Below are 18,833 nucleotides of genomic sequence, written 5' to 3'. Positions count from 1 at the left end.
CCTCAACACTATATTTTGCGTTTGTTCTAGTCTTGTTCTCGTTTTGTGTCAACCGTTAGCGGTTTGTTCACAATGTGCGGCGTAGCGTTGTGACCGTGGGTTGCCTCCGGCGGAAGTATTTTGGGAAAGATGAAAGGAGCGGTATTAGATCGCGACGCAGCGCATGATTTCGCCAGCTTTGCGCGCAGGGTCATGCGGCGGACGGATCACGAGGCAATTGGCCTTTGCAAGCACGCTGAGAAGAGCGCTGTCTTGGCGATCAAAAACTGTGACTTGGCCGGCGTCAAGTTTGGCGCGCATATAATGTTCGCGGGGGCCATTGGTGGCGACATCAGCTGCCAAAGGGGCGGTAAATTCTGGCGCGGGGGCGTGACCAAGACCAAGCAAGGCTTGCAGAACCGGTTCCAGAAAGATCTTGCCGCAAACCATGGCAGACACAGGGTTCCCGGGAAGGCCAATCATCATGGCACCATTGCTGAGGCGTCCCGCCATCAGGGGTTTGCCGGGCCGCATTGCGATTTTGTAGAAACTGCGCTGCATGCCGAGGTCTGCAGCGACCTCACCCACAAGGTCATGGTCGCCCACAGAGGCACCGCCGATGGTGACGAGGAGATCAGCATCTTGCGCCAGAGAAAAGGCCATTTTCAGGCTGTCTTTCGTGTCGCGTGTGATGGGCAGTAGGCGCGGGTCGGCACCGATGTCCTTGAGCATGGCGTAAAGGCCAAAGCTGTTGGATGCGATGATCTGGTCTTCGGTTGGTGTTTCGCCCGGCATGACCAACTCATCGCCCGTAGACAGGATCGCAACCTTGGGGCGGCGCGTGACGGTGACTTCGGCAATGTTCATCGCGGCGAGCAGGGCGATGTCTGCCGGGCGAAGCACCTTCGGGGCGGCGACAACCTCGCCGTCTTTGAAGTCAAACCCTTTGGCGCGGACATAGGCGTTGCTGTCGAGCGTGTCGCCAATTGTAATCTGCGTGCCCGTTGCGGTCACGTCCTCTTGGATGACGATGCGGTCAGCCCCATTGGGCAGCGGCGCACCGGTGAAAATACGCACACATTCGCCGGGTTGGATAGCCCCGTCAAATCTATGCCCCGCCGCGCTTTCGCCAATTACAGTCAGCGTCGCGCCGGGGGAGACATCCGCATTTCGCACTGCATAGCCATCCATGGCAGAGGCAGAGAAAGGCGGTTGATCGCGGCGCGCGACGGTGTCCTTCGCCAAAACCCGACCGTTGGCGTGTTTGAGTGGCACGACCTCTGTTTTCAGCGGTTTTGCCAGATCAAATAAATGGGTGAGGGCGTCGGCGACCGAGATCATTTGGCTTCGAACCGGCCCGACTTTCCGCCGTCTTTCAAAACCACGCGGATACCGCCGATTTCCATGGTTTTGTCGACGGCTTTTGTCATGTCATAAACCGTCAGCGCAGCGACATTAACCGCGGTCAGCGCTTCCATTTCGACGCCCGTCTGGCCGGTGGTTTTCACGGTGGCGGTGATGTCGACTCCGGGCAGATCGGCGTTCATGGTCAGATCAACAGAGACTTTGGTGATAGGAAGCGGATGGCAAAGCGGAATAAGCGTGCTGCATTGTTTGGCGCCCATGATGCCCGCCAGTTGTGCAACCGCCAGAACATCGCCCTTCTTGGCGCGGCCGTCAGCAATGATATCAAAGGTTTCTTTGTTCATCTTAACGTGACCAACAGCGGTCGCGATACGGTCCGTCACAGCCTTGTCTGTGACATCGACCATATGCGCCTCGCCCTTGGCGTCAAAATGGGTGAGACCCTTGGTGTCTGCCATCAGATGTTCTCCGGCATCAGGGGATTGGCTAGGATCGCTTTGGTCGCCGCAGTGACATCGGCCTGACGCATCAGACTTTCGCCGATGAGGAAGGTCCGCGCGTTGTGGCGTGCCATGTCTGACAGGTCGTCAGGTGTGAACAAGCCGCTTTCGCAGACGATCAGACGGTCGTCTGGGACATCTTTCGATAGGATGCGCGTGGTGTCGAGCGTGGTTTCAAAGGTTTTGAGATTGCGGTTGTTGATGCCCATCAAAGGCGATTTCAGTTCGCATGCCCGTTCAAGTTCTTCGGCGTCATGCACTTCCAGCAGCACATCCATGCCCCATTCAAAAGCCGCGCTTTCCAGTTCTTGCGCTTGCGCATCAGAGACAGAGGCCATGATGATCAGGATACAGTCAGCCCCCAAGGCGCGTGCCTCGGCGACCTGATAGGTGTCATACATAAAGTCTTTGCGCAGGGCGGGCAGGTTTGTCGCTTCGCGGGCTTGTACCAAGAAGTCTTTTGCGCCTTGGAAAGATGGCGTGTCTGTCAGGACCGACAGGCAGGTCGCGCCGCCGTCTTCATAGGCTTTGGCCAGAGCGGGTGGGTTGAAGTCTTCGCGGATCAAACCTTTGGAGGGGCTGGCTTTTTTGACTTCGGCGATCAGGCCATAGCCGGTTTTGGAGGCCTCGATCAAAGCATTCGCAAAGCCACGGGTTGGGCTGGCGGCTCGGGCTTCGGCTTCGACAGCGGCAAAGGGTTTTGCGGCTTTGTCGGCGGCGACTTCTTCCAGCTTATAGGCTTTGATTTTGTCCAGAACGGTGATGGTCATTGCAAGGTCCAGTCGATCGGTTGCTCACCGCGGTCGGCAAGCCAAGTGTTGATACGCGAAAATGGCCGGGAGCCAAAGAAACCGCGCCGCGCCGAAAGCGGCGAGGGATGGGCGGTTTCTATCATCAAATGATCCCCGGGGTGAATATGCTTTGCCAAGTTTTGCGCCTGTTTGCCCCAGAGGACAAAGGCGGTGGGTTTTTGCGAGACGTCTGCAAGGACTTGGTGCGCTAACGTTTGCCAGCCAAGGTCTTTGTGGCCGTTGGCCTCTCCAGCTGGGACAGAGAGCACTGTGTTCAGTAGCAGCACACCTTGTGCGGCCCAGCCGCGCAGGTCACCATTTAAGGGCGCTGCGCCGAGGTCTTCGACCATCTCTTTGTAGATGTTGGTGAGACTGCGTGGCAGAGGGCGCACGTCTGGTTCCACGGAAAAGGCAAGTCCGTGGGCGTGTCCGGGTGTCGGGTAGGGGTCTTGGCCGAGGATTACAACACGAACTTTCTCAGGCGCGCAGGCATCAAGCGCGGCGAAGCGTTGATACGCTGGCGGTAGGATGTCTCTGGCGTCTGCAGCGACATGAGCTTCGATCGTCGCGACATCAGATGCAAAGAAAGGCAAGTGGGTCCAGTTCTTGGGGACAGTCACAACAAGGTTCGCCTGCGCCTGCCCGTGGTGCGTGCGAATGCACCCGCCTTGGGTGCGGGCGGGTGCGGGCCAAATTGCTTTGCAATTTGTCCAATTACGTTCATTTAGACCGCTTCCGAAGTCAATTTTGCGAGGCATTCCAGTTTGGCTTTGGCCTTGCCAGAATCGATGCTTTCTTTTGCAATTTCAACGCCTTGCTTGAGGTTGTCTGCCTTGTCAGAAATCACCAGTGCTGCTGCGGAGTTCAGCAAAACCGCATCGCGATAAGCCCCTTCCGCACCATCTAACAAAGCGCGCAGAGCGTTTGCGTTGAATTCGGGTGTGCCGCCAACGGTCTCTTCAAACGGGTGTACTGGCAGGCCAGCCTCTTCTGGATGCAATTCGAAATCACGAACCGAGCCATCGGTTTCCAGCGCCGACACATAGCTGACACCCGTGATGGTCAATTCATCCGTGCCATCAGATCCATGAACCAGCCACGCCCGTTCAGAGCCGAGTTGGCCCAAGGTTTCTGCCATCGGGCGGATCAGGTCACGGGAAAACGCGCCTGTGATTTGGCGTTTCGCTCCGGCAGGGTTGGTCAGCGGGCCGAGGATGTTGAATATGGTGCGGGTGCCCAGTTCCAATCGCGTTGGCATCACGTGTTTGATCGCCGGATGGTGCATCGGGGCCATCATGAAGCCCACGCCGCAGGTTTGAAGCGCCTTTTCGACCACCTCTGCGCCAACCATCACATTGATGCCCAGCTCGCTTTGCACATCCGCCGTGCCAGATTTGCTGCTGGCTTTGCGATTGCCATGTTTGGCCACCGGCACGCCCGCACCGGCGACGGTAAAGATCGAGGCGGTCGAGATATTCAGCGTGTGTTTGCCAGAGCCGCCGGTGCCCACGATGTCAATCACCCCGGCGGGCGCTTTGACCGGCACGCATTTCGCGCGCATGACTGCAGCTGCGGCAGCGTATTCATCAACGGTTTCGCCGCGCGTGCGCAAGGCCATGAGAAAACCACCGATCTGGCTGGGCGTCGCATCCCCATTGAAAAGGATTTCAAAGGCTTCTTCTGCCTGCGCGCGCGTCAAAGGGCCATCTGCGGCCGCGGCAATCAGCGGTTTTAGCGTGTCACTCATGCTGGCACCTTCATCATATCAAGGAAGTTTTGCAGCATGGCATGGCCATGCTCTGACGCGATGCTTTCAGGGTGGAACTGGCAGCCTTGGATCGGCAGTTCTTTGTGCTGCAGGCCCATGATGGTGCCATCTTCCAGCTCTGCAGTGATTTCCAGACAGTCGGGCAATGTTTCGCGCTCTACCACGAGTGAGTGGTAGCGAGTGGCCTCAAACGGCGAGGGCAGACCTTTGAACAGACCTTTGTTGTGGTGATGCATCGTCCCCATCTTGCCGTGCACGATCTCATGGCAGCGCACAACTTTGCCGCCAAAGGCCTGACCGATGGATTGGTGGCCTAAACAGACGCCCATCAAGGGGGTTTTGGTTTCAGCAGCCGCTTCGACCAATGCAAGGCAAATACCCGCATCATCAGGTGTGCAGGGACCGGGCGAGAGCAAAATCCCTTCGGGCTTCATCCCCATCGCGTCCTGCGTGGTCAGCGCGTCATTGCGCCAGACTTTGACGTCGGCCCCCAACTCGCCCAGATAGTGCACGAGGTTGTAGGTAAAGCTGTCGTAATTGTCGATCAGAAGCAGCATGACGTCTTTCTTTTCACTCAGTGTAAGAACAGGGTATAAACCCGGCCCATGGTCGCGGTATAGTCAGATCATAAATGGACAGGCTTGGCCGAAAGGGTCAAGGGGCGGGGACCCCCGCAGCATGAAAAAGACGATGAAAAATCGGTGTAGACAAAAAGACTGAGGGCAAGGGCAATGTTTCGCGGGATAATCACTGGGCTTTTCTTTGGTTCAATCGTTGGGCTTTTCCTGGCTGCCGTCTTTTCGCTTGTGACGCCGCTGCCGTCGGACGTGGCTGTGCCGCAAGCGCCTGAACCCGCTGCGACACAGCCTGCAGCCATCGCTGAGCCTGATTTTCCGGATGCCTCTGCCGCCGATGCGCCGGTGGAAGCAGACAGCCAAGCGCAAACGCCAGTCCCTGCCGAAACCGAGGTTTCACCACCCGTGGCAGATGTCACCTCTGCGCCGAAACCGGCCCCGGCTGAGGTCGAAGACGCCCCGGTTGCGCCCATTGAAAATGTGACGGCAGAGGTGGCGTTGGAAGAAGACACACCCGTGTTGCCAAACCCACAGGCACGCCCGATCACCACGCCCGGCGAAGAGACAGAGCCGTCGATTTCTGTTGATCCCGCGCAGCCGGTCAGCCCGACCGACATCGAAACGCAGGCCTTTGGCAGTGCAGATACCGCCGAAGACGCGGCGCCGCAGCCCGAGGTTGCCATCGAATCTGGTCCAGCCCAGACCCCGCCGTCTGAGGCCGCGCAAATTACACCAGATGCCACTGAAGAAACGCCGCCTGCGGTCGATGTGACGGTGGACGTCGCGCCCGAAATGACGGCACCGGAGGAGTCTCCATCCTTGTTGCAGCCTGTGCCGGGCCTGCTTGCGGGTGCGGATGAACGCCGCTCAACCCGCCTTCCAACGGTGGCGGACGCGGGCGCTGAACCTGCAGAGAGCGCCGCGCTGCAAAATGGCGAGGTGAACGGCAAAGAATTGCATGAGGACCCGCCGCTTGTTGCTTATGCCACACCGTATGAAGACGTGGCGGGCAAGCCCATTATGTCGGTGGTTTTGCTTGATAACCCTGCGGCGGGTGTGGCGGAGTTGAAATCTCTGGCGGATTTTCCATTGCCTCTGAGCATTGCAGTGGATGCCCTGTCCGAAGGGGCCGCGACGCGCAGCAAGAAATTGCGCGATGCCGGATTTGAAGTCCTGGCGCTGGTCAACCTGCCAAGCGGGGCGACGCCAAGTGATGTATCGCTAAACCTGACCGCGCAGATCGCAAATGTGCCAGAGGCCGTCGCGATCATGGATGGGTTGCAAGGCGGCCTTCAAGACACCCGAGAGATTGCGGATCAAGTGATCGACTATGCGCTTAGCAGCGGGCACGGTCTGGTGTTTCAACCCAAAGGGCTGAATACGTCGCAAAAGCTGGCCCTGCGCGAGGGCGTTGGGACGGCGACCGTGTTCCGCGATTTTGACGGAAGCGGGCAGACAGAGGTCGTCATCCGCCGGTTCTTTGACCAAGCTGCCTTTAAGGCGCGCCAGAACGAAGCGGTTCTGATGATGGGGCGGCTTGAAAGCAGCACGATTGCGGCGCTTGCCAGCTGGGCTTTGCAGGATCGCGCAAACACGGTGACCGTTGCGCCAGTTTCAGCGCTCTTGCAGCTGGTGATGCAGTAGGAAGCGCCCTTCAGATTGCCAACTGTGCTATACTGGGTTCCTGACGCTGATATAGCGGGGGGATTAGATGTCGGACACAGATGCAATTAGCCAACTGATCTTAGACCACTTTGAGGGCATGAGGTGGGATGAAAAATCGAACCCAGATTGGGAGCGATTTAGACGTGACTTTCACCCTTCCGCAATCCTATGCGGGGCCGCGAGGCCCGCTGAGCCGAAGTCCGTTGAAGCTTTTGTCGAGCGGATGGAAGCGGTAGCCATAAAGAATTTGAAAAGCTTTGAAGAGCATACCGCCACGCTAGAAATAATGCACTTCGGCAATATCGCAGTCGCCTTGGCGCGATCTGATATGCTCGAAAACGGCTCAGAAGAAAACCAAGACATCAGCGCCTTCTTGCTTGTTAAGTCAGAAGGGAAATGGTCGATCCTTGGGCATGCATGGGACCAAGTCGATGAGGATAGCACCATGCCAACAGCGTTAAGATGAATGGCGTCGATAGCCGCGCGATATCTTGCCGCTCAAACCCAGTAAAACAGGCGAAATGGGCTTTGATATTGAATAACAACGCGGCAATCCACTAGCTATCGCTGGAAAGTGCCATGCAACGAAACGGGCAGTTGCGCGTTGAGTCGGTGGCACCCGAGATTTCTAAAAGGGTCAGATGCCCACAAGGGTCTGCTGGTCCGGCGTTCAATTTGAAGGAGTAACGCTATGAAAACCATTATGATAACAGTCGCTGCCTCGCTCTTGCTGGCGACTCAGTCCTATGCTGGCTCGTATCAAAAAAAATGCTCAGTGCAGTCTGTCCCTTATCAGGCAACGGTCAAAGGTGGCGAACCAGAAAAAGTCATCGGTGGCGCGCTGATCGGTGGCGTGATTGGCAAAGCGGTCACCGACAAAAACGCTGGTGCTGCGGCTGGGGCTTTGATTGGTGGCGCCATTGGCCATGAAAATAGCAAGAAGACGGTAACCCGTTACAAAGACGTTGAAACCTGCAAAACCGTTTTTGTTCCAGATCGCATCACAAACCGTGTGACGCTGGAAAACACACTTCTTGATCTAAACGCTGGCCGCTCGGTCAGCAAAGAAATGACGATGGATGCGCAATACACCATTGGTGTTGCCCACGATGGTAAATGGGGGCCTGCATCGCGCCGTGCCGCGCGGGAATACCTCGCCAGCTATGAACCACAACCCACAACGAGACCGCTGCTGTATTCCTTGGTGGTGAACGACGTCTTGATTCACAGCTCAACCGATGCAGTGGAAATTGACGATATGAAGCAAGCCTTGTTTGAAGCGGGCGTGGCTTCAGAGATACTGGTGGACACGACCGTTAACTAACAGTTCGGCGGAATGCTTAAAAAAACTGGCGCGGTAGGTGACGGCCGCGCCAGTTTTTTAGATTCTGCTCAGCGAATGACCGGCGTTAGCTATTCCCATGCCCATCAAACCGGCCTGCGTCTTCGGCGGCGCGGCGGATGGCGTTGGATTTGTGTACGGTCTCCATATACTCGGCTTCGGGGTCGCTGTCATAGACAACGCCACCACCTGCCTGCACATACAGCTTTTGATCTTTCACAATGGCGGTGCGTAGCGCGATACACATGTCCATGTCGCCCCCGGCGCTGAAATAGCCAACACCACCGCCATAAACGCCGCGTTTTTCCGGCTCCAACTCGTCGATAATTTCCATCGCGCGCACTTTTGGGGCGCCAGAGACGGTGCCGGCTGGCATGCCCGCAAAGAAGGCGCTTAGCGCGTCTTGGTCCTCGGCCAGTTCACCCACAACGTTGGACACGATGTGCATCACGTGGCTGTAACGCTCGATGATGAACTTCTCGGTCGGGCGCACGGTGCCGATTTTCGACACTTTACCGGTGTCGTTGCGACCCAAATCCAATAGCATCAGGTGCTCGGCGAGTTCCTTCTGGTCTGCCAATAGGTCGGCTTCGTTGGCGCGGTCTTCTTCAGGTGTTGCGCCACGTGGACGGGTGCCGGCGATGGGGCGAATGGTGACTTCGTTGCCAAACACTCGCACGAGGATTTCCGGGCTGGCCCCGATCACCTGATAGCCGCCGAAGTTGAAATAGAACATGAACGGCGAGGGGTTGGTGCGGCGTAGCGACCGGTAAAGCGCAAAAGGCGGCAGTGGAAAGTCGTGCGTCCAGCGTTGCGCGGGCACCACCTGAAAGATGTCACCAGCTTTGATGTAGTCCTTCGCTTTTTCGACCGCAGCCAAATAGCCTTCTTTGGTGAAGTTGCTGACCGGGTCTCCGACTTGCAACTCTTCTCCGAGGTCGCGGCGGGCGTCGGGCATGGCGCGTTCCAGATCACGCACCGCATCCATGACGCGCTCGCCAGCCTGTGCATAGGCTGCACGTGCGGATTGCCCCTCGGCCACCCAGACCGGAGAGACCACCGTGACTTCGCCTTTGACGCCATCAAGCACCGCGACAACGGACGGGCGCATCATGCAAGCGTCTGGCAGGCCGAGAGGGTCGGGATTGATGTTTGGCAGGTGCTCCACCAGTCGGATCATGTCGTATCCAAGGAACCCAAACAGGCCTGCAGAGGCTTGCGGCAGGTCGTCCGGCAGGTCGATCTTACTTTCAGCAATCAGCGCGCGCAGGTTGCCGAGCGGATCGCCCTTTTCCGGTTGAAACGCGTCACTGTCAAACCGCGCCTGGCGGTTGATCCGGCTTTCATCGCCGTGGCACTGCCAGATCAGGTCTGGCTTCATACCTATGATCGAATAGCGCCCGCGCACTTCGCCGCCAGTGACGGATTCCAGCATGAAGGCGTCTTTTTGCGCGCCGGTCAGTTTCAGCATCAAGGACACTGGCGTGTCCAGATCCGCTGCAAGACGCGTGTAGACGACCTGATTTTGGCCCGCCTTATAGGCGGCTTCGAAGACGTCAAAAGAAGGAGTCAAAGCCACGTCGTCGGTCCTTAGTTCAACTGCGCGTGCACAGCGGCCAATGCGCCTTGGTCGATTTCGATCTCGGCCCGGCTGCGAATGAAGTTGCTGTAGGCGTCAAGGATATCTTGGGTCAGCGATTGGCTGACCTGCTGGCCGATCAGGTTGACGATCGTGGTGTTTTCACCTGCACTCAGGTCTGCGGCCGCGATGTCATCCAGTTCAACAATCAAATAGCTGCCGTTACCTGCTACGGCTTCGATGTCGCCTTGATCCATCCCAAACACCGTTTCCAGCAGGGTGGCAGGCACATCCGGTAGAAAATCATTGCGTGTCAGGTCTTGTTCCTGAGCGACAATCAAACGCAATGTGATGATGTCTTCACCGGCCTTCATGCGTTCAATCAAGCTGTCGGCTTGCGCTTTCAAAGCCTCCCGCACGGCGGTCGCGCGCCAGTCCGCTTCGACAGCTTCACGCGCGTCAGCAAAGGGGATTGGGGCGGCCTCAGAGGTGCCATCCAAACGCAGAGCAAAGATGCCGCCATCATCCAATGTCGTGACCTCTGGGAAGTCGCCGTCTTGGATGCGCTGTGCGGCTGCGCGGAAGTCAGCATAGCCTGCGATGGCGTCTTCCGAGCCTACGTGAAACTTGATGCTGCCCAGTTCAAGATCAGTCTCTGCTGCGACATCTTCCAAAGTTGCGCCTGCTGCCAAAAGATCATCCACAGTGTTGATCTGCGCCTCGATCACGCGGCGTGCGCGGTCGGTTGCAAGTTCATCGCGCAGATCGGCCTCGACCTCTTCAAAGGTGACGCTTTGCGCCTCAAGAATGGCATTCACACGGAAAAGCGCCGGGCCGAGGTCTGTTTGAAAGGGCCCAACCACGTCGCCCGTGTCGGCGGCGAACACGCCTTCGCCAGCGGCACCTAATGCGGATTGGGTCACGTCACCCATATCAACATCGGCCAGCTCAAGACCACGTGCCGTCACTTCGTCATCAAATGTGGTTTCAGAAGCGGTGATTTTCGCAAGCGCGGTTTCTGCGTCTGCGGCGGTGCCATAGACCAAACGTTCCACCAGACGGCGTTCTGGCTGATTGAATTCTGCACTGCGGTCTTCATAGAGGGCCTGCAGGCTGGCCTCGTCGACTTCGACGCTATCCAGCAGCATCGCAGGGGCGATCCATGCATAGGTGATGTCGCGCGTCGCGGGCTGCATGAAGTTGGATTGGTTCGCATCATAGTGCGCTTGCAGAGCGGCCTCATCCGGCGCTGCAATCTCTGCGTCCAGATCGGCTTCGGTCAGGGTCGCGTAGGAAAAGCTGCGTTGTTCACCAAGATAGCGCGCTAGGGCTTCGGCGTAGGCATCGGGCATATCAACGCCGCCAATGATTGCCGATTGCAACAGGGTGCGCGCAGCATCTTCGCGCAGGGAATCTTCGAACGCGCGTTCATTCAGGCCCGAATTTTGCAGGGCAAAGCGATAGGCCTCGCGATCAAACGACCCATCAAGCCCTTGGAAGGCAGAGATATTCACAATCTGGTCGCGCAAGTTTTCGTCACCCATGGACAGGCCCAAACGTTCCGCTTCGGCGTCCAGCGCGCGCTGGTTCACAAGCCGCGCCAGCACCTGTTGATGCAGGCCAAACTGCTGCGCTTGTGCGAAGGTGATGCGCTGCCCGGTTTGGGCTTGGATCGCGTCCAACTCTTGCTGCACCGCGCGGTAATAATCATTCACGCTCACCGGTTTTCCATCAACCTTACCCACAGATTGCACCGCGCCGCCAAGGTTCGTGATGCCAAAACCGCCAAGGCCCAAGATCAGCATGCCCATCAGTATCCAGACCATGGTTTTGGAGAAGGAGTTATTCTTGGACATCCGGGACCTCTTTCGGGGTTCATCTACGCGACAAAAATTCAGTTGCGGATGTCTACGACGCAGCGAAAGGGGGGGCAAGCGCTAACATGAGGAAGCGGGGAGGGGAATGGTTCGTGATTTGAGTTGGGGGTCAAGAAGTGACAGACGGCCGTTTAGTTTTCAGAAGTCGTGGCCAGAAAGGCGATTAGGTTGATGCGGTCTTGCTCGTTGGGGGCCGAATAATACATTCCGGTACCAGGTAAAAACCGCCCTGGCGCAGCGATAAAGCTGTTCAGGTCTTCGATTGTCCAATCACCGCCCATTGACAATAAGGCCTCTGAATACTGATATCCGCTGCGGGCCGCTTTTGGGCTATTCACGATGCCCCAAAGCGAAAGTTCAGCACCCGGCTCGAGGGTGTGGCAAAGTCCGGCACATCCTTTTGCAACGACTTCGCCTGCGGCAAGATCTGCATTTGCGATCTGATCACCAATCGGTGGCGCGCGCCAATCGGTTTCCGCACCATGCGCGATCAATAGGTTGGCGAGGTCGTCGTTTTTCCGTAGCCGTGCTTGATGCAGCGGCGTCGCCTGCCAACGATCATAGATATTGGGATCAACGCCTTGATCCAAAAACATCTTAACAATTTCGGTGCTGCCGCGCCTGACGGCCATATGCAAAGGCGTTCCGTCCGCGTCTTCGCCCACGGGGCGAATGACGGGGTCCGCGCCCGCCTCAAGAAGCAGATTGACTGCTTCGATGCGGCCAAACTGCGCCGCCACATAAAGCGCGGTGACGCCGGGTTGGCTGGTGTTTTTTGTGCTTGGTTGATCGATGGGCACGCCTGCGTCGAGCAGTTGCCGCAGCGCTTCCGCGTCGCCTTTTCGGGCGGCGAGGTGAATTTCCTCTGCGGCAGCCGCAGGCGGGCAAAGGCACAGCGCAAGGACAAAACTTGTCAGAAAACGCACCATCTCAGCATCCTCCGTTCCACAGCAGTTTAGCGCAGAACGGAAAAAATCCCTGGTTTTGGCCTAAGGCTTTGGACGATAGCTTGCTAGTCGATCAAATAGCACTTTGATCTGGTCTGCTGTTACATTGGCAAAGGCGAGTCGGATTTCCTGTTTGCCGCGTTCGCTGCCCTCGGGATGGAACATCGTGCCGGGCAGGGCCAAGACATGGGCTGCGTCGACAAGCTCCTGTGCCAAGGCATCTGAGGGGATATCGAACGGGTGCTGTAGATAGGCGAAGTAGGCCCCGAGGCCCAAAAGCCGCCACCCCTTTGCTTCCAGCACCGGCATATTTGCTTCAATGGCGGCGCGCCGGGCAAGGATTTCTTCGCGTTCACCGGCCAACCATTGCGACAAGTTCTGCATCCCCCAAAGCGCCGCATGTTGGCCCAGTTGGTTGGGGCAGATTGTGACCGTGTCGAGGAATTTCTCCATTTCGTCCAAACGCTCTGGCGCTGCGATAATGGCTCCAACGCGGTGACCTGTGAGGCGGTAGGCTTTGGAGAAGGAATAAAGATGGATCAGCGTGCCCGACCAATCGGAGTTTTCAAACAGCCTGTGAGGCGCGCCGCTGCGGCTGTCAAAATCGCGGTAGGTTTCATCCACGATCAAGGCAATGCCATGTCGTTTGGCGAGGTCGTAGAACGCTGATAGCAGTTCGCCCGGATACTCAACACCCGCAGGGTTGTTGGGTGTGACAAGGGCGATGGCCTTTGTGCGCTCTGTTATCAGTGCCTCTGCCTGCGTGACATCCGGTAGCATTTCGGCGCTTGTGTCAAGCGGCACAGCGATCACGCCCTGCATGTCCAGCCACATTTTATGGTTGAAATACCATGGGGTTGGGAGAATGACTTCATCCCCGTCATTGGTCAAAGACGAAACAACAGCCGCAAAGGCCTGATTGCAGCCCGATGTCAGACCAACGTTCTGGTCGGTGATGCTACCTCCATACGCTTGTGACCATTGCTGCGCGACTTCAGTGCGCAGAGCGGGTAGGCCCAGCACCGGACCATAAAGATGCGCTTCGGGCCGGTTTAAAGCGACTTCGGCAATGTGCTCACGCAGCGGTTCTGGCGGCGGATCAACCGGCGCGGCCTGACTGACAATGATTAGCGGCTTGTCTGCCGGAAAGGATTTGCCAGAAACCCAGCGCGCGGCCTCCATCACAGGCGGACGGAAGGTCTGCGACGTGCGACTTTTGCTCATAGTAGTGTGCCCTGCTTAGTCTTTGCCGCGGTAGGGCTGTACGTATTGCAGTGCCATGTCCCAAGGGAAGAAGATCCAAGTGTCTTGTGAGACTTCGGTGATAAAGCTTTCGACCTGCGGACGACCCTTTGGCTTGGCATAAACAGTCGCGAAATGCGCCTTTGGGTACATCTGGCGCACCAGTTCAAGCGTTTTGCCGCTGTCGACCAGATCGTCGATGATCAAGACGCCTTCGCCCTCTGCGCCCATGATCTCTGGGTCTGGGGATTTCAGCACCTCGGCTTTGCCCTGTTCCTGGTGATGGTAGGACCTGACGCTGATGGTGTCGACAATGCGGATGTCGAGTTCGCGCGCCACGATCATGGCCGGGGCCATACCGCCGCGTGTGATGGCGACGATGGCTTTCCATTCGCCATTGTTCGGGCCTTGACCATCCAGCCGCCATGCCAAGGCGCGGGCGTCGCGATGCAGTTGATCCCAACTGATGTGAAAGCCTTTTTCGTGGGGCAGGCGGTCGCTCATCTTTTTGTCCTTTCTTTCCTCTGGTGCTTAAACCCGGTTCAGCAGCAGGCGAATGCCAAGCGCGCCTAAGACAAGGGCGGCGACTCGGTCAAATACAGTTTTCATGCGCAGATAGCCGTTTCTGGCCCCCTTGGTCGAGAGCAGGAGCGAAAAACCCGTGTAGAATATGAACTCGATCACCAAGTGGTTGAATACAATGAAAGCCTTCTCTGCCAGCAAGAGGTCGCGTGGGAAAATCACCAGCAGCACCGCAGAGGCAAAGAGCACAGATTTCGGGTTGGCGAGGTTAACCGATAGTCCGGTTGTGAAATCGCGTCGGCCGGGCAGCTTGGGGTCTGCGCCGAGAGGCTTGGTGGCGGAGCGCCAAGTTTGATAGGCGATCCAGATCAGGTAGAGCGCGCCGAGGGTCTTAAGAGTCACGTAGGCCCATGGAAAGACCAAGAACACGCTTTCCAGACCCAACAACGCGAGCGTAGTCCAAAGCGCGGCCATCGTCCCAAGCCCCAGCCCCGTCAGGATGCCTGCCTGTTTGCCACGAGACAAGGTCGCGCGCAGCGTGATCAACATCGCAGGGCCGGGGCTTATCAAGGCCACCAGCAGCGCGAGGTTAAAGGCAATCAGATGTGACAATTCCATGGTGCGACCCCTCGTTACGTGATCGCGATCTTGGCTCCAAGTGCGGCCAGCGCAGCGCCAAAGATGCGATCAAACACGCCTTTGAGGCTGATATAACCACGGCGTGTCCGTTCGAACGAGAAGATTCTGACAACAATGATGTTCCAGGCGGCTTCACCAATGAAAATCAGCGTCAGCAAAGCACCTAACACCCAAAGTGGTACGGTTTCAGGGATTGTGCCCGCAAAGACCGCACCGAAAAAGATCGGCCCCTTGGGGTTGGCCAGCTGTGTCAGCACACCAAGTTTGAAGGCACTGAATCGGCTGCGTGGTGTGGCCATGGTCGCGACCTCTTCGATCATATCGTCCGCGTGGCGCCACATTCTGTAAGCCAGGTAGACCAAATAGGCTGCACCAATCACTTTCAGTGCAATCAATAGGGTCGGGGCATACTCGAACAGGATCGACAGCCCAAAAAGCGCGGTGCTGGCCCAAAAGACAGCGCCCGCGCCAATGCCAAAGGCCAGCGCCGTGCCCGTTGCCAACCCTTCACGCAGGCCAATGCGCGCCGACATCAGCACAGCTGGTCCCGGCGTCATGGCGGCGGCCAGACATAAAAGCCAGGACGCCACAAAGGCAGTCAGAGTCATTTCTTGTTGGCGGTCGCGTCGATGTCGGGTGCATCAACGGCCTTCATGCCGACAACGTGGTAGCCTGAATCGACGTGCAGATTTTCACCGGTCACGCCAGACGACAGGTCGCTTAGCAGATACAAAGCAGAGTTGCCGACTTCTTCGATGGTCACGGTTTTGCGCAGGGGCGAGTTATACTCGTTCCATTTCAGGATATAGCGGAAATCGCCAATGCCAGAGGCCGCCAGCGTTTTGATCGGGCCAGCCGAAATTGCGTTGACGCGAATACCGTCTTTACCAAGGTCCTCGGCGAGGTACTTAACAGACGCTTCCAGCGCCGCCTTCGCCAATCCCATGACATTATAATGCGGCATCACCTGTTCGGCACCATAGTAGGTCAGTGTCAGGGCAGAGCCGCCATCTTTCATCAGCTTCTCAGCGCGCTGCATTACAGCGGTAAAGCTGTAGCAAGAGATGTCCATGGTCATCAGGAAGTTGTCGCGGCTGGTGTCAACGTAACGACCACGCAGCTCGTTTTTGTCCGAAAAACCGATGGCGTGAACGATAAAGTCCAACTTGCCCCATTTGGCTTCGATTTCGGCAAAAGCTGCATCGATGGATGCTGCGTCAGAGACGTCACAGTCAATCAGCGTTTCAACACCCAGTTGATCCGCCAAAGGTTGAACACGTTTCTTGAACGCGTCGCCCATGTAGGAAAACGCCAGCTCCGCGCCTGCGTCGGCACAGGCCTTTGCAATCCCCCAAGCGATTGATTTGTCGTTCGCCAGGCCCATGATCAGACCGCGTTTGCCAGCCATCAGATTGTTTGACATTTGGACAACTCCGTCCCTTATTTCGTTTTAACGCACCTTTAGGCGATACCCCCCTTAGCATCAAGTGCGCAGGGGCGGGTAAGACGCTTTCATTGCACTGGAGAAACACATGTCAGACCGTACCGGGATATTTGCCGGAGATGATCCGTTTCAATTGACACGCAATTGGTTGGCTGAGGCGGAAAAGGCTGAACCGAATGACCCAAATGCGGTCGCGCTGTCGACCGTGGATCAGGACGGCATGCCAAACGCGCGCATGGTTCTGCTGAAAGACATCGAGGATGACGCCTTTGTGTTTTACACCAATTACGGGTCCGCCAAGGGGCATGAAATAGATGCCGCAGGCAAGGCGGCCTTTGTGATGCATTGGAAATCTCTACGCCGCCAGGTCCGGGTACGCGGCACTGTTGTGCGTGAAGACGGGGAGAAGGCCGACGCCTATTATGACTCTCGGTCTCTCAAAAGCAGACTCGGCGCCTGGGCGAGTGATCAGTCTCAGCCGCTTGAGTCGCGCGCCAGCCTTGTGGCGAAGGCAGCGGCGATGTCGGCCAAACACGGGCTGTCCCCAAAGCGTCCGCCGTTCTGGGGTGGCTACCGGATCACGCCACTGGAAATCGAGTTTTGGGCCGATGGGGCCTTCCGTTTGCACGACCGATTTGTCTGGCGGCGCGCAACCCCCTCGGATGCTTGGGAAATTATACGTTTGAACCCTTGACACTCACGTCACGTAAAATGCAACCCTATGAAAGATTATGACATTTTTCTTGCCGCAGGCAGAAAAGTGTCGCACTAAGGGAGTAACCCTGGGGATGGGGTTACGTAAGGTAAGGCCGTGAAGATGGATAATGTGACTGCCCAAAAGATCGACGGGCAGGTGAAGTGGTTCGATCCGGTAAAAGGTTTCGGGTTCGTGGTTGCAGAAAACGGCGGCCCTGACATCCTTTTGCATGCCAACGTGTTGCGCAACTTTGGGCAGAGTTCGGTGGCCGATGGTGCACAGATTGAACTGCTGGCTCAAGAAACCCAGCGCGGTGTTCAGGCGGTTGAGATTCTTTCGATCAGCGCGCCTGTTACAAGCGACGACTCATCGCTGGCTGAGATCGACGAATTCGACACAGGCACGCTTGACGACATTCCACTGGAACCGGCGCGCGTGAAGTGGTTTGATAAAGGCAAGGGCTTTGGCTTTGCCAATATCTTTGGCCGCGAAGAAGACGTGTTTATCCATGTCGAAGTATTGCGTCGCCAAGGGTTGGCGGAACTCCAGCCGGGGGAGGCATTGGCATTGCGTGTGGTCGAAGGCCAGCGCGGGTTAATGGCGGCTCAGGTTTGCCCGTGGGAAAACGCAACCAAAGAGACGAGTTAATGCGCCATCACACCTTCCGTTTTCTAACATGGATGGCGGGGGTTCTGATTGCAGCGCTTCTGGCCCTGCCTGCATCAGCGAAATGTAGCCATAATACAGTCCAATTGCGCGGCGAATGGGGCAAAGCGCAGTTTACGGTCGAAGTTGCCGACAACGCGTCAGAGCGCAGCAAGGGGCTGATGGGGCGACCGTCGATGCCCACAAGCAGTGGGATGCTTTTCGTTTATCATCGCACGCGCCCGATTTCTTTTTGGATGAAAAACACGCTGATCCCGCTGGATATGATCTTTGCGGATGAACGCGGAATCGTGGTTCATGTTCATCACAATGCGATCCCTCTGGATGAAACGCCGATCTCAAGCCAATGGCCCGCGCGCTATGTGCTAGAGGTCAACGGCGGCTTGGCGCAGGCGCTTGGCGTCGATGTCGGGAGTGAACTGCGTCATCCTGCCGTGTTACAGGGCGATGCCGCTTGGCGTTGTTCTGAGGCAGATTAAAAAACTTTCGCAATCGGTATTTTTCCTCTTTTCATTCCGGCGCATAGGGACTAATTCCCCGTCACGGTCCGGGGCGTAGCGCAGTCTGGTAGCGCACCTGTTTTGGGTACAGGGGGTCGTGAGTTCGAATCTCGCCGCCCCGACCACTTCTTCCGAAATGACTTTGTTTATGCCGTTACAAGGCGCTTCTGTGCTTGTACTACCGCAGAAATTGTTAGGGCATTTGTTCACAGGTTTGGCGCATTTTTCCCTTCCCTTTCCCTGCACTGATGTTTAAACGGTGCGAACGGTCCGGGGCGTAGCGCAGTCTGGTAGCGCACCTGTTTTGGGTACAGGGGGTCGTGAGTTCGAATCTCGCCGCCCCGACCACTTTTCCTCATTTGATTTCTGTGCGTGCAGGTGAGGGGAGCCGACCTAGATTTGTGTGCACGCTTGTTCTAGGCAGCTCGCGCTTGAGCGAAATAGACACCTTACAGCGCGTTTTTGGTCGTGCTGCACAAAAATGCACCACATGCTGTTGTTAACCTTCCTTTAACACACATTATGTTGTGGCAGTTGTTTCCATTGCAGCAAGCACAGCAATTTTCCATGGGTTTTGAAGGACTTCCTTTGAATGCCTCATGCACAGTCGAAATCCAGCCGAATTAAAGAAAGTAATAAGAATCGCCTGAACCAACGAAAGCGGGCAATTGGGCAGGTTGGGTCAACTGCAAAGAGTCTAAAAAATCTCAAATAAAATCGTTGACGGCATCGGCG

At 56.8% G+C, this 18,833-nt stretch carries 20 protein-coding genes and 2 tRNA genes; 8 read left to right on the top strand and 14 right to left on the bottom strand.

The window, feature by feature from the left end; genetic code table 11:
- Positions 1-144: 144 nt before the first annotated feature.
- From BUA39_RS02090 to BUA39_RS02065, 6 genes are all read right to left on the bottom strand, one after another.
- Positions 145-1,320: a molybdopterin molybdotransferase MoeA gene (locus BUA39_RS02090; protein WP_072790263.1), complete on the bottom strand. Its 1,176-nt coding sequence runs from the start codon at positions 1,318-1,320 to the stop codon at positions 145-147.
- Entirely contained in the window at positions 1,317-1,802 is a 486-nt protein-coding gene (gene moaC, locus BUA39_RS02085) for a cyclic pyranopterin monophosphate synthase MoaC (RefSeq protein ID WP_072790260.1), read from the bottom strand. Before moaC ends, BUA39_RS02090 begins: the two co-directional genes overlap by 4 nt.
- Entirely contained in the window at positions 1,802-2,614 is an 813-nt protein-coding gene (gene trpC / locus BUA39_RS02080) for an indole-3-glycerol phosphate synthase TrpC (RefSeq protein ID WP_072790256.1), read from the bottom strand. The genes moaC and trpC overlap by 1 nt, the downstream gene beginning before the upstream one ends.
- On the bottom strand, positions 2,611-3,255 hold the full coding sequence (locus tag BUA39_RS02075; RefSeq protein WP_072791660.1) for a uracil-DNA glycosylase: 645 nt from the start codon (positions 3,253-3,255) through the stop codon (positions 2,611-2,613). The genes trpC and BUA39_RS02075 overlap by 4 nt, the downstream gene beginning before the upstream one ends.
- A gap of 104 nt (positions 3,256-3,359) precedes the next feature.
- Entirely contained in the window at positions 3,360-4,382 is a 1,023-nt protein-coding gene (gene trpD / locus BUA39_RS02070; RefSeq protein WP_072790252.1) for an anthranilate phosphoribosyltransferase, read from the bottom strand.
- On the bottom strand, positions 4,379-4,960 hold the full coding sequence (locus BUA39_RS02065) for an anthranilate synthase component II (RefSeq protein ID WP_072790249.1): 582 nt from the start codon (positions 4,958-4,960) through the stop codon (positions 4,379-4,381). The genes trpD and BUA39_RS02065 overlap by 4 nt, the downstream gene beginning before the upstream one ends.
- Before the next feature lie 174 nt (positions 4,961-5,134).
- On the opposite strand from BUA39_RS02065, the gene BUA39_RS02060 reads away from it, so the two are divergent.
- From BUA39_RS02060 to BUA39_RS02050, 3 genes are all read left to right on the top strand, one after another.
- Entirely contained in the window at positions 5,135-6,622 is a 1,488-nt protein-coding gene (locus tag BUA39_RS02060) for a divergent polysaccharide deacetylase family protein (RefSeq protein WP_072790246.1), read from the top strand.
- Between the two features lie 67 nt (positions 6,623-6,689).
- The gene (locus BUA39_RS02055) at positions 6,690-7,109 is read left to right on the top strand and encodes a nuclear transport factor 2 family protein (protein WP_072790243.1); all 420 of its coding nucleotides are present in this window, start codon (positions 6,690-6,692) and stop codon (positions 7,107-7,109) included.
- Between the two features lie 225 nt (positions 7,110-7,334).
- On the top strand, positions 7,335-7,967 hold the full coding sequence (locus BUA39_RS02050) for a glycine zipper domain-containing protein (RefSeq protein WP_072790239.1): 633 nt from the start codon (positions 7,335-7,337) through the stop codon (positions 7,965-7,967).
- A gap of 85 nt (positions 7,968-8,052) precedes the next feature.
- Here BUA39_RS02050 and trpE read toward each other — a convergent pair whose 3' ends face one another.
- From trpE to fabI, 8 genes are all read right to left on the bottom strand, one after another.
- Complete coding sequence (gene trpE, locus BUA39_RS02045) at positions 8,053-9,564, bottom strand: anthranilate synthase component I (protein ID WP_072790236.1); 1,512 nt, start codon at positions 9,562-9,564, stop codon at positions 8,053-8,055.
- Between the two features lie 11 nt (positions 9,565-9,575).
- Complete coding sequence (locus tag BUA39_RS02040) at positions 9,576-11,420, bottom strand: SurA N-terminal domain-containing protein (protein ID WP_072790233.1); 1,845 nt, start codon at positions 11,418-11,420, stop codon at positions 9,576-9,578.
- Between the two features lie 152 nt (positions 11,421-11,572).
- Positions 11,573-12,370: an ankyrin repeat domain-containing protein gene (locus tag BUA39_RS02035; protein ID WP_072790230.1), complete on the bottom strand. Its 798-nt coding sequence runs from the start codon at positions 12,368-12,370 to the stop codon at positions 11,573-11,575.
- Between the two features lie 60 nt (positions 12,371-12,430).
- Complete coding sequence (locus BUA39_RS02030) at positions 12,431-13,612, bottom strand: aminotransferase (protein WP_072790227.1); 1,182 nt, start codon at positions 13,610-13,612, stop codon at positions 12,431-12,433.
- A 15-nt stretch (positions 13,613-13,627) separates the two neighbouring features.
- Entirely contained in the window at positions 13,628-14,134 is a 507-nt protein-coding gene (gene gpt / locus BUA39_RS02025) for a xanthine phosphoribosyltransferase (protein WP_072790224.1), read from the bottom strand.
- Positions 14,135-14,161: 27 nt separating this feature from the next.
- Positions 14,162-14,770 (bottom strand): LysE family translocator, encoded by a 609-nt coding sequence (locus BUA39_RS02020; protein WP_072790221.1) that lies wholly within the window; start codon positions 14,768-14,770, stop codon positions 14,162-14,164.
- Positions 14,771-14,784: 14 nt separating this feature from the next.
- Positions 14,785-15,348 carry a LysE family translocator gene (locus tag BUA39_RS02015; RefSeq protein ID WP_341349519.1) on the bottom strand — a complete coding sequence of 188 codons (564 nt, stop codon included), beginning with the start codon at positions 15,346-15,348 and terminating at the stop codon, positions 14,785-14,787.
- Between the two features lie 47 nt (positions 15,349-15,395).
- The gene (gene fabI / locus BUA39_RS02010; protein WP_072790216.1) at positions 15,396-16,214 is read right to left on the bottom strand and encodes an enoyl-ACP reductase FabI; all 819 of its coding nucleotides are present in this window, start codon (positions 16,212-16,214) and stop codon (positions 15,396-15,398) included.
- A 109-nt stretch (positions 16,215-16,323) separates the two neighbouring features.
- Between fabI and pdxH the strand changes: the two genes are divergently transcribed.
- From pdxH to BUA39_RS01985, 5 genes are all read left to right on the top strand, one after another.
- The gene (gene pdxH, locus BUA39_RS02005; RefSeq protein ID WP_072790213.1) at positions 16,324-16,929 is read left to right on the top strand and encodes a pyridoxamine 5'-phosphate oxidase; all 606 of its coding nucleotides are present in this window, start codon (positions 16,324-16,326) and stop codon (positions 16,927-16,929) included.
- Positions 16,930-17,052: 123 nt separating this feature from the next.
- Positions 17,053-17,580, top strand: coding sequence for a cold-shock protein (locus tag BUA39_RS02000; RefSeq protein WP_072790210.1), 528 nt, complete (start codon positions 17,053-17,055; stop codon positions 17,578-17,580).
- Positions 17,580-18,077 (top strand): DUF192 domain-containing protein, encoded by a 498-nt coding sequence (locus tag BUA39_RS01995; protein ID WP_242648527.1) that lies wholly within the window; start codon positions 17,580-17,582, stop codon positions 18,075-18,077. The genes BUA39_RS02000 and BUA39_RS01995 overlap by 1 nt, the downstream gene beginning before the upstream one ends.
- Before the next feature lie 69 nt (positions 18,078-18,146).
- Positions 18,147-18,223 (top strand) — tRNA-Pro (locus BUA39_RS01990).
- A gap of 146 nt (positions 18,224-18,369) precedes the next feature.
- A tRNA-Pro gene (locus BUA39_RS01985) sits at positions 18,370-18,446 on the top strand.
- Positions 18,447-18,833 lie beyond the last annotated feature (387 nt).

It is taken from the genome of Cognatishimia maritima (genome assembly GCF_900129685.1).
Lineage (GTDB): Bacteria > Pseudomonadota > Alphaproteobacteria > Rhodobacterales > Rhodobacteraceae > Cognatishimia > Cognatishimia maritima.
Note: the sequence above shows the minus strand (reverse complement) of the source record. Positions and strands in the feature narration are given on the sequence as shown.

What these genes read in the sequence shown, in the direction of transcription:
- BUA39_RS02050 (WP_072790239.1), top strand. Translation starts at nt 7,335, where the DNA reads ATGAAAACCATTATGATAACAGTCGCTGCCTCGCTCTTGCTGGCGACT.
- trpC (WP_072790256.1), bottom strand. Translation starts at nt 2,614, where the DNA reads ATGACCATCACCGTTCTGGACAAAATCAAAGCCTATAAGCTGGAAGAA.
- BUA39_RS02000 (WP_072790210.1), top strand. Translation starts at nt 17,053, where the DNA reads ATGGATAATGTGACTGCCCAAAAGATCGACGGGCAGGTGAAGTGGTTC.
- BUA39_RS02040 (WP_072790233.1), bottom strand. Translation starts at nt 11,420, where the DNA reads ATGTCCAAGAATAACTCCTTCTCCAAAACCATGGTCTGGATACTGATG.
- trpD (WP_072790252.1), bottom strand. Translation starts at nt 4,382, where the DNA reads ATGAGTGACACGCTAAAACCGCTGATTGCCGCGGCCGCAGATGGCCCT.
- BUA39_RS02035 (WP_072790230.1), bottom strand. Translation starts at nt 12,370, where the DNA reads ATGGTGCGTTTTCTGACAAGTTTTGTCCTTGCGCTGTGCCTTTGCCCG.
- pdxH (WP_072790213.1), top strand. Translation starts at nt 16,324, where the DNA reads ATGTCAGACCGTACCGGGATATTTGCCGGAGATGATCCGTTTCAATTG.
- moaC (WP_072790260.1), bottom strand. Translation starts at nt 1,802, where the DNA reads ATGGCAGACACCAAGGGTCTCACCCATTTTGACGCCAAGGGCGAGGCG.
- BUA39_RS02065 (WP_072790249.1), bottom strand. Translation starts at nt 4,960, where the DNA reads ATGCTGCTTCTGATCGACAATTACGACAGCTTTACCTACAACCTCGTG.
- BUA39_RS02030 (WP_072790227.1), bottom strand. Translation starts at nt 13,612, where the DNA reads ATGAGCAAAAGTCGCACGTCGCAGACCTTCCGTCCGCCTGTGATGGAG.
- BUA39_RS02055 (WP_072790243.1), top strand. Translation starts at nt 6,690, where the DNA reads ATGTCGGACACAGATGCAATTAGCCAACTGATCTTAGACCACTTTGAG.
- BUA39_RS02020 (WP_072790221.1), bottom strand. Translation starts at nt 14,770, where the DNA reads ATGGAATTGTCACATCTGATTGCCTTTAACCTCGCGCTGCTGGTGGCC.
- BUA39_RS02060 (WP_072790246.1), top strand. Translation starts at nt 5,135, where the DNA reads ATGTTTCGCGGGATAATCACTGGGCTTTTCTTTGGTTCAATCGTTGGG.
- BUA39_RS01995 (WP_242648527.1), top strand. Translation starts at nt 17,580, where the DNA reads ATGCGCCATCACACCTTCCGTTTTCTAACATGGATGGCGGGGGTTCTG.
- BUA39_RS02090 (WP_072790263.1), bottom strand. Translation starts at nt 1,320, where the DNA reads ATGATCTCGGTCGCCGACGCCCTCACCCATTTATTTGATCTGGCAAAA.
- BUA39_RS02015 (WP_341349519.1), bottom strand. Translation starts at nt 15,348, where the DNA reads ATGACGCCGGGACCAGCTGTGCTGATGTCGGCGCGCATTGGCCTGCGT.
- gpt (WP_072790224.1), bottom strand. Translation starts at nt 14,134, where the DNA reads ATGAGCGACCGCCTGCCCCACGAAAAAGGCTTTCACATCAGTTGGGAT.
- fabI (WP_072790216.1), bottom strand. Translation starts at nt 16,214, where the DNA reads ATGTCAAACAATCTGATGGCTGGCAAACGCGGTCTGATCATGGGCCTG.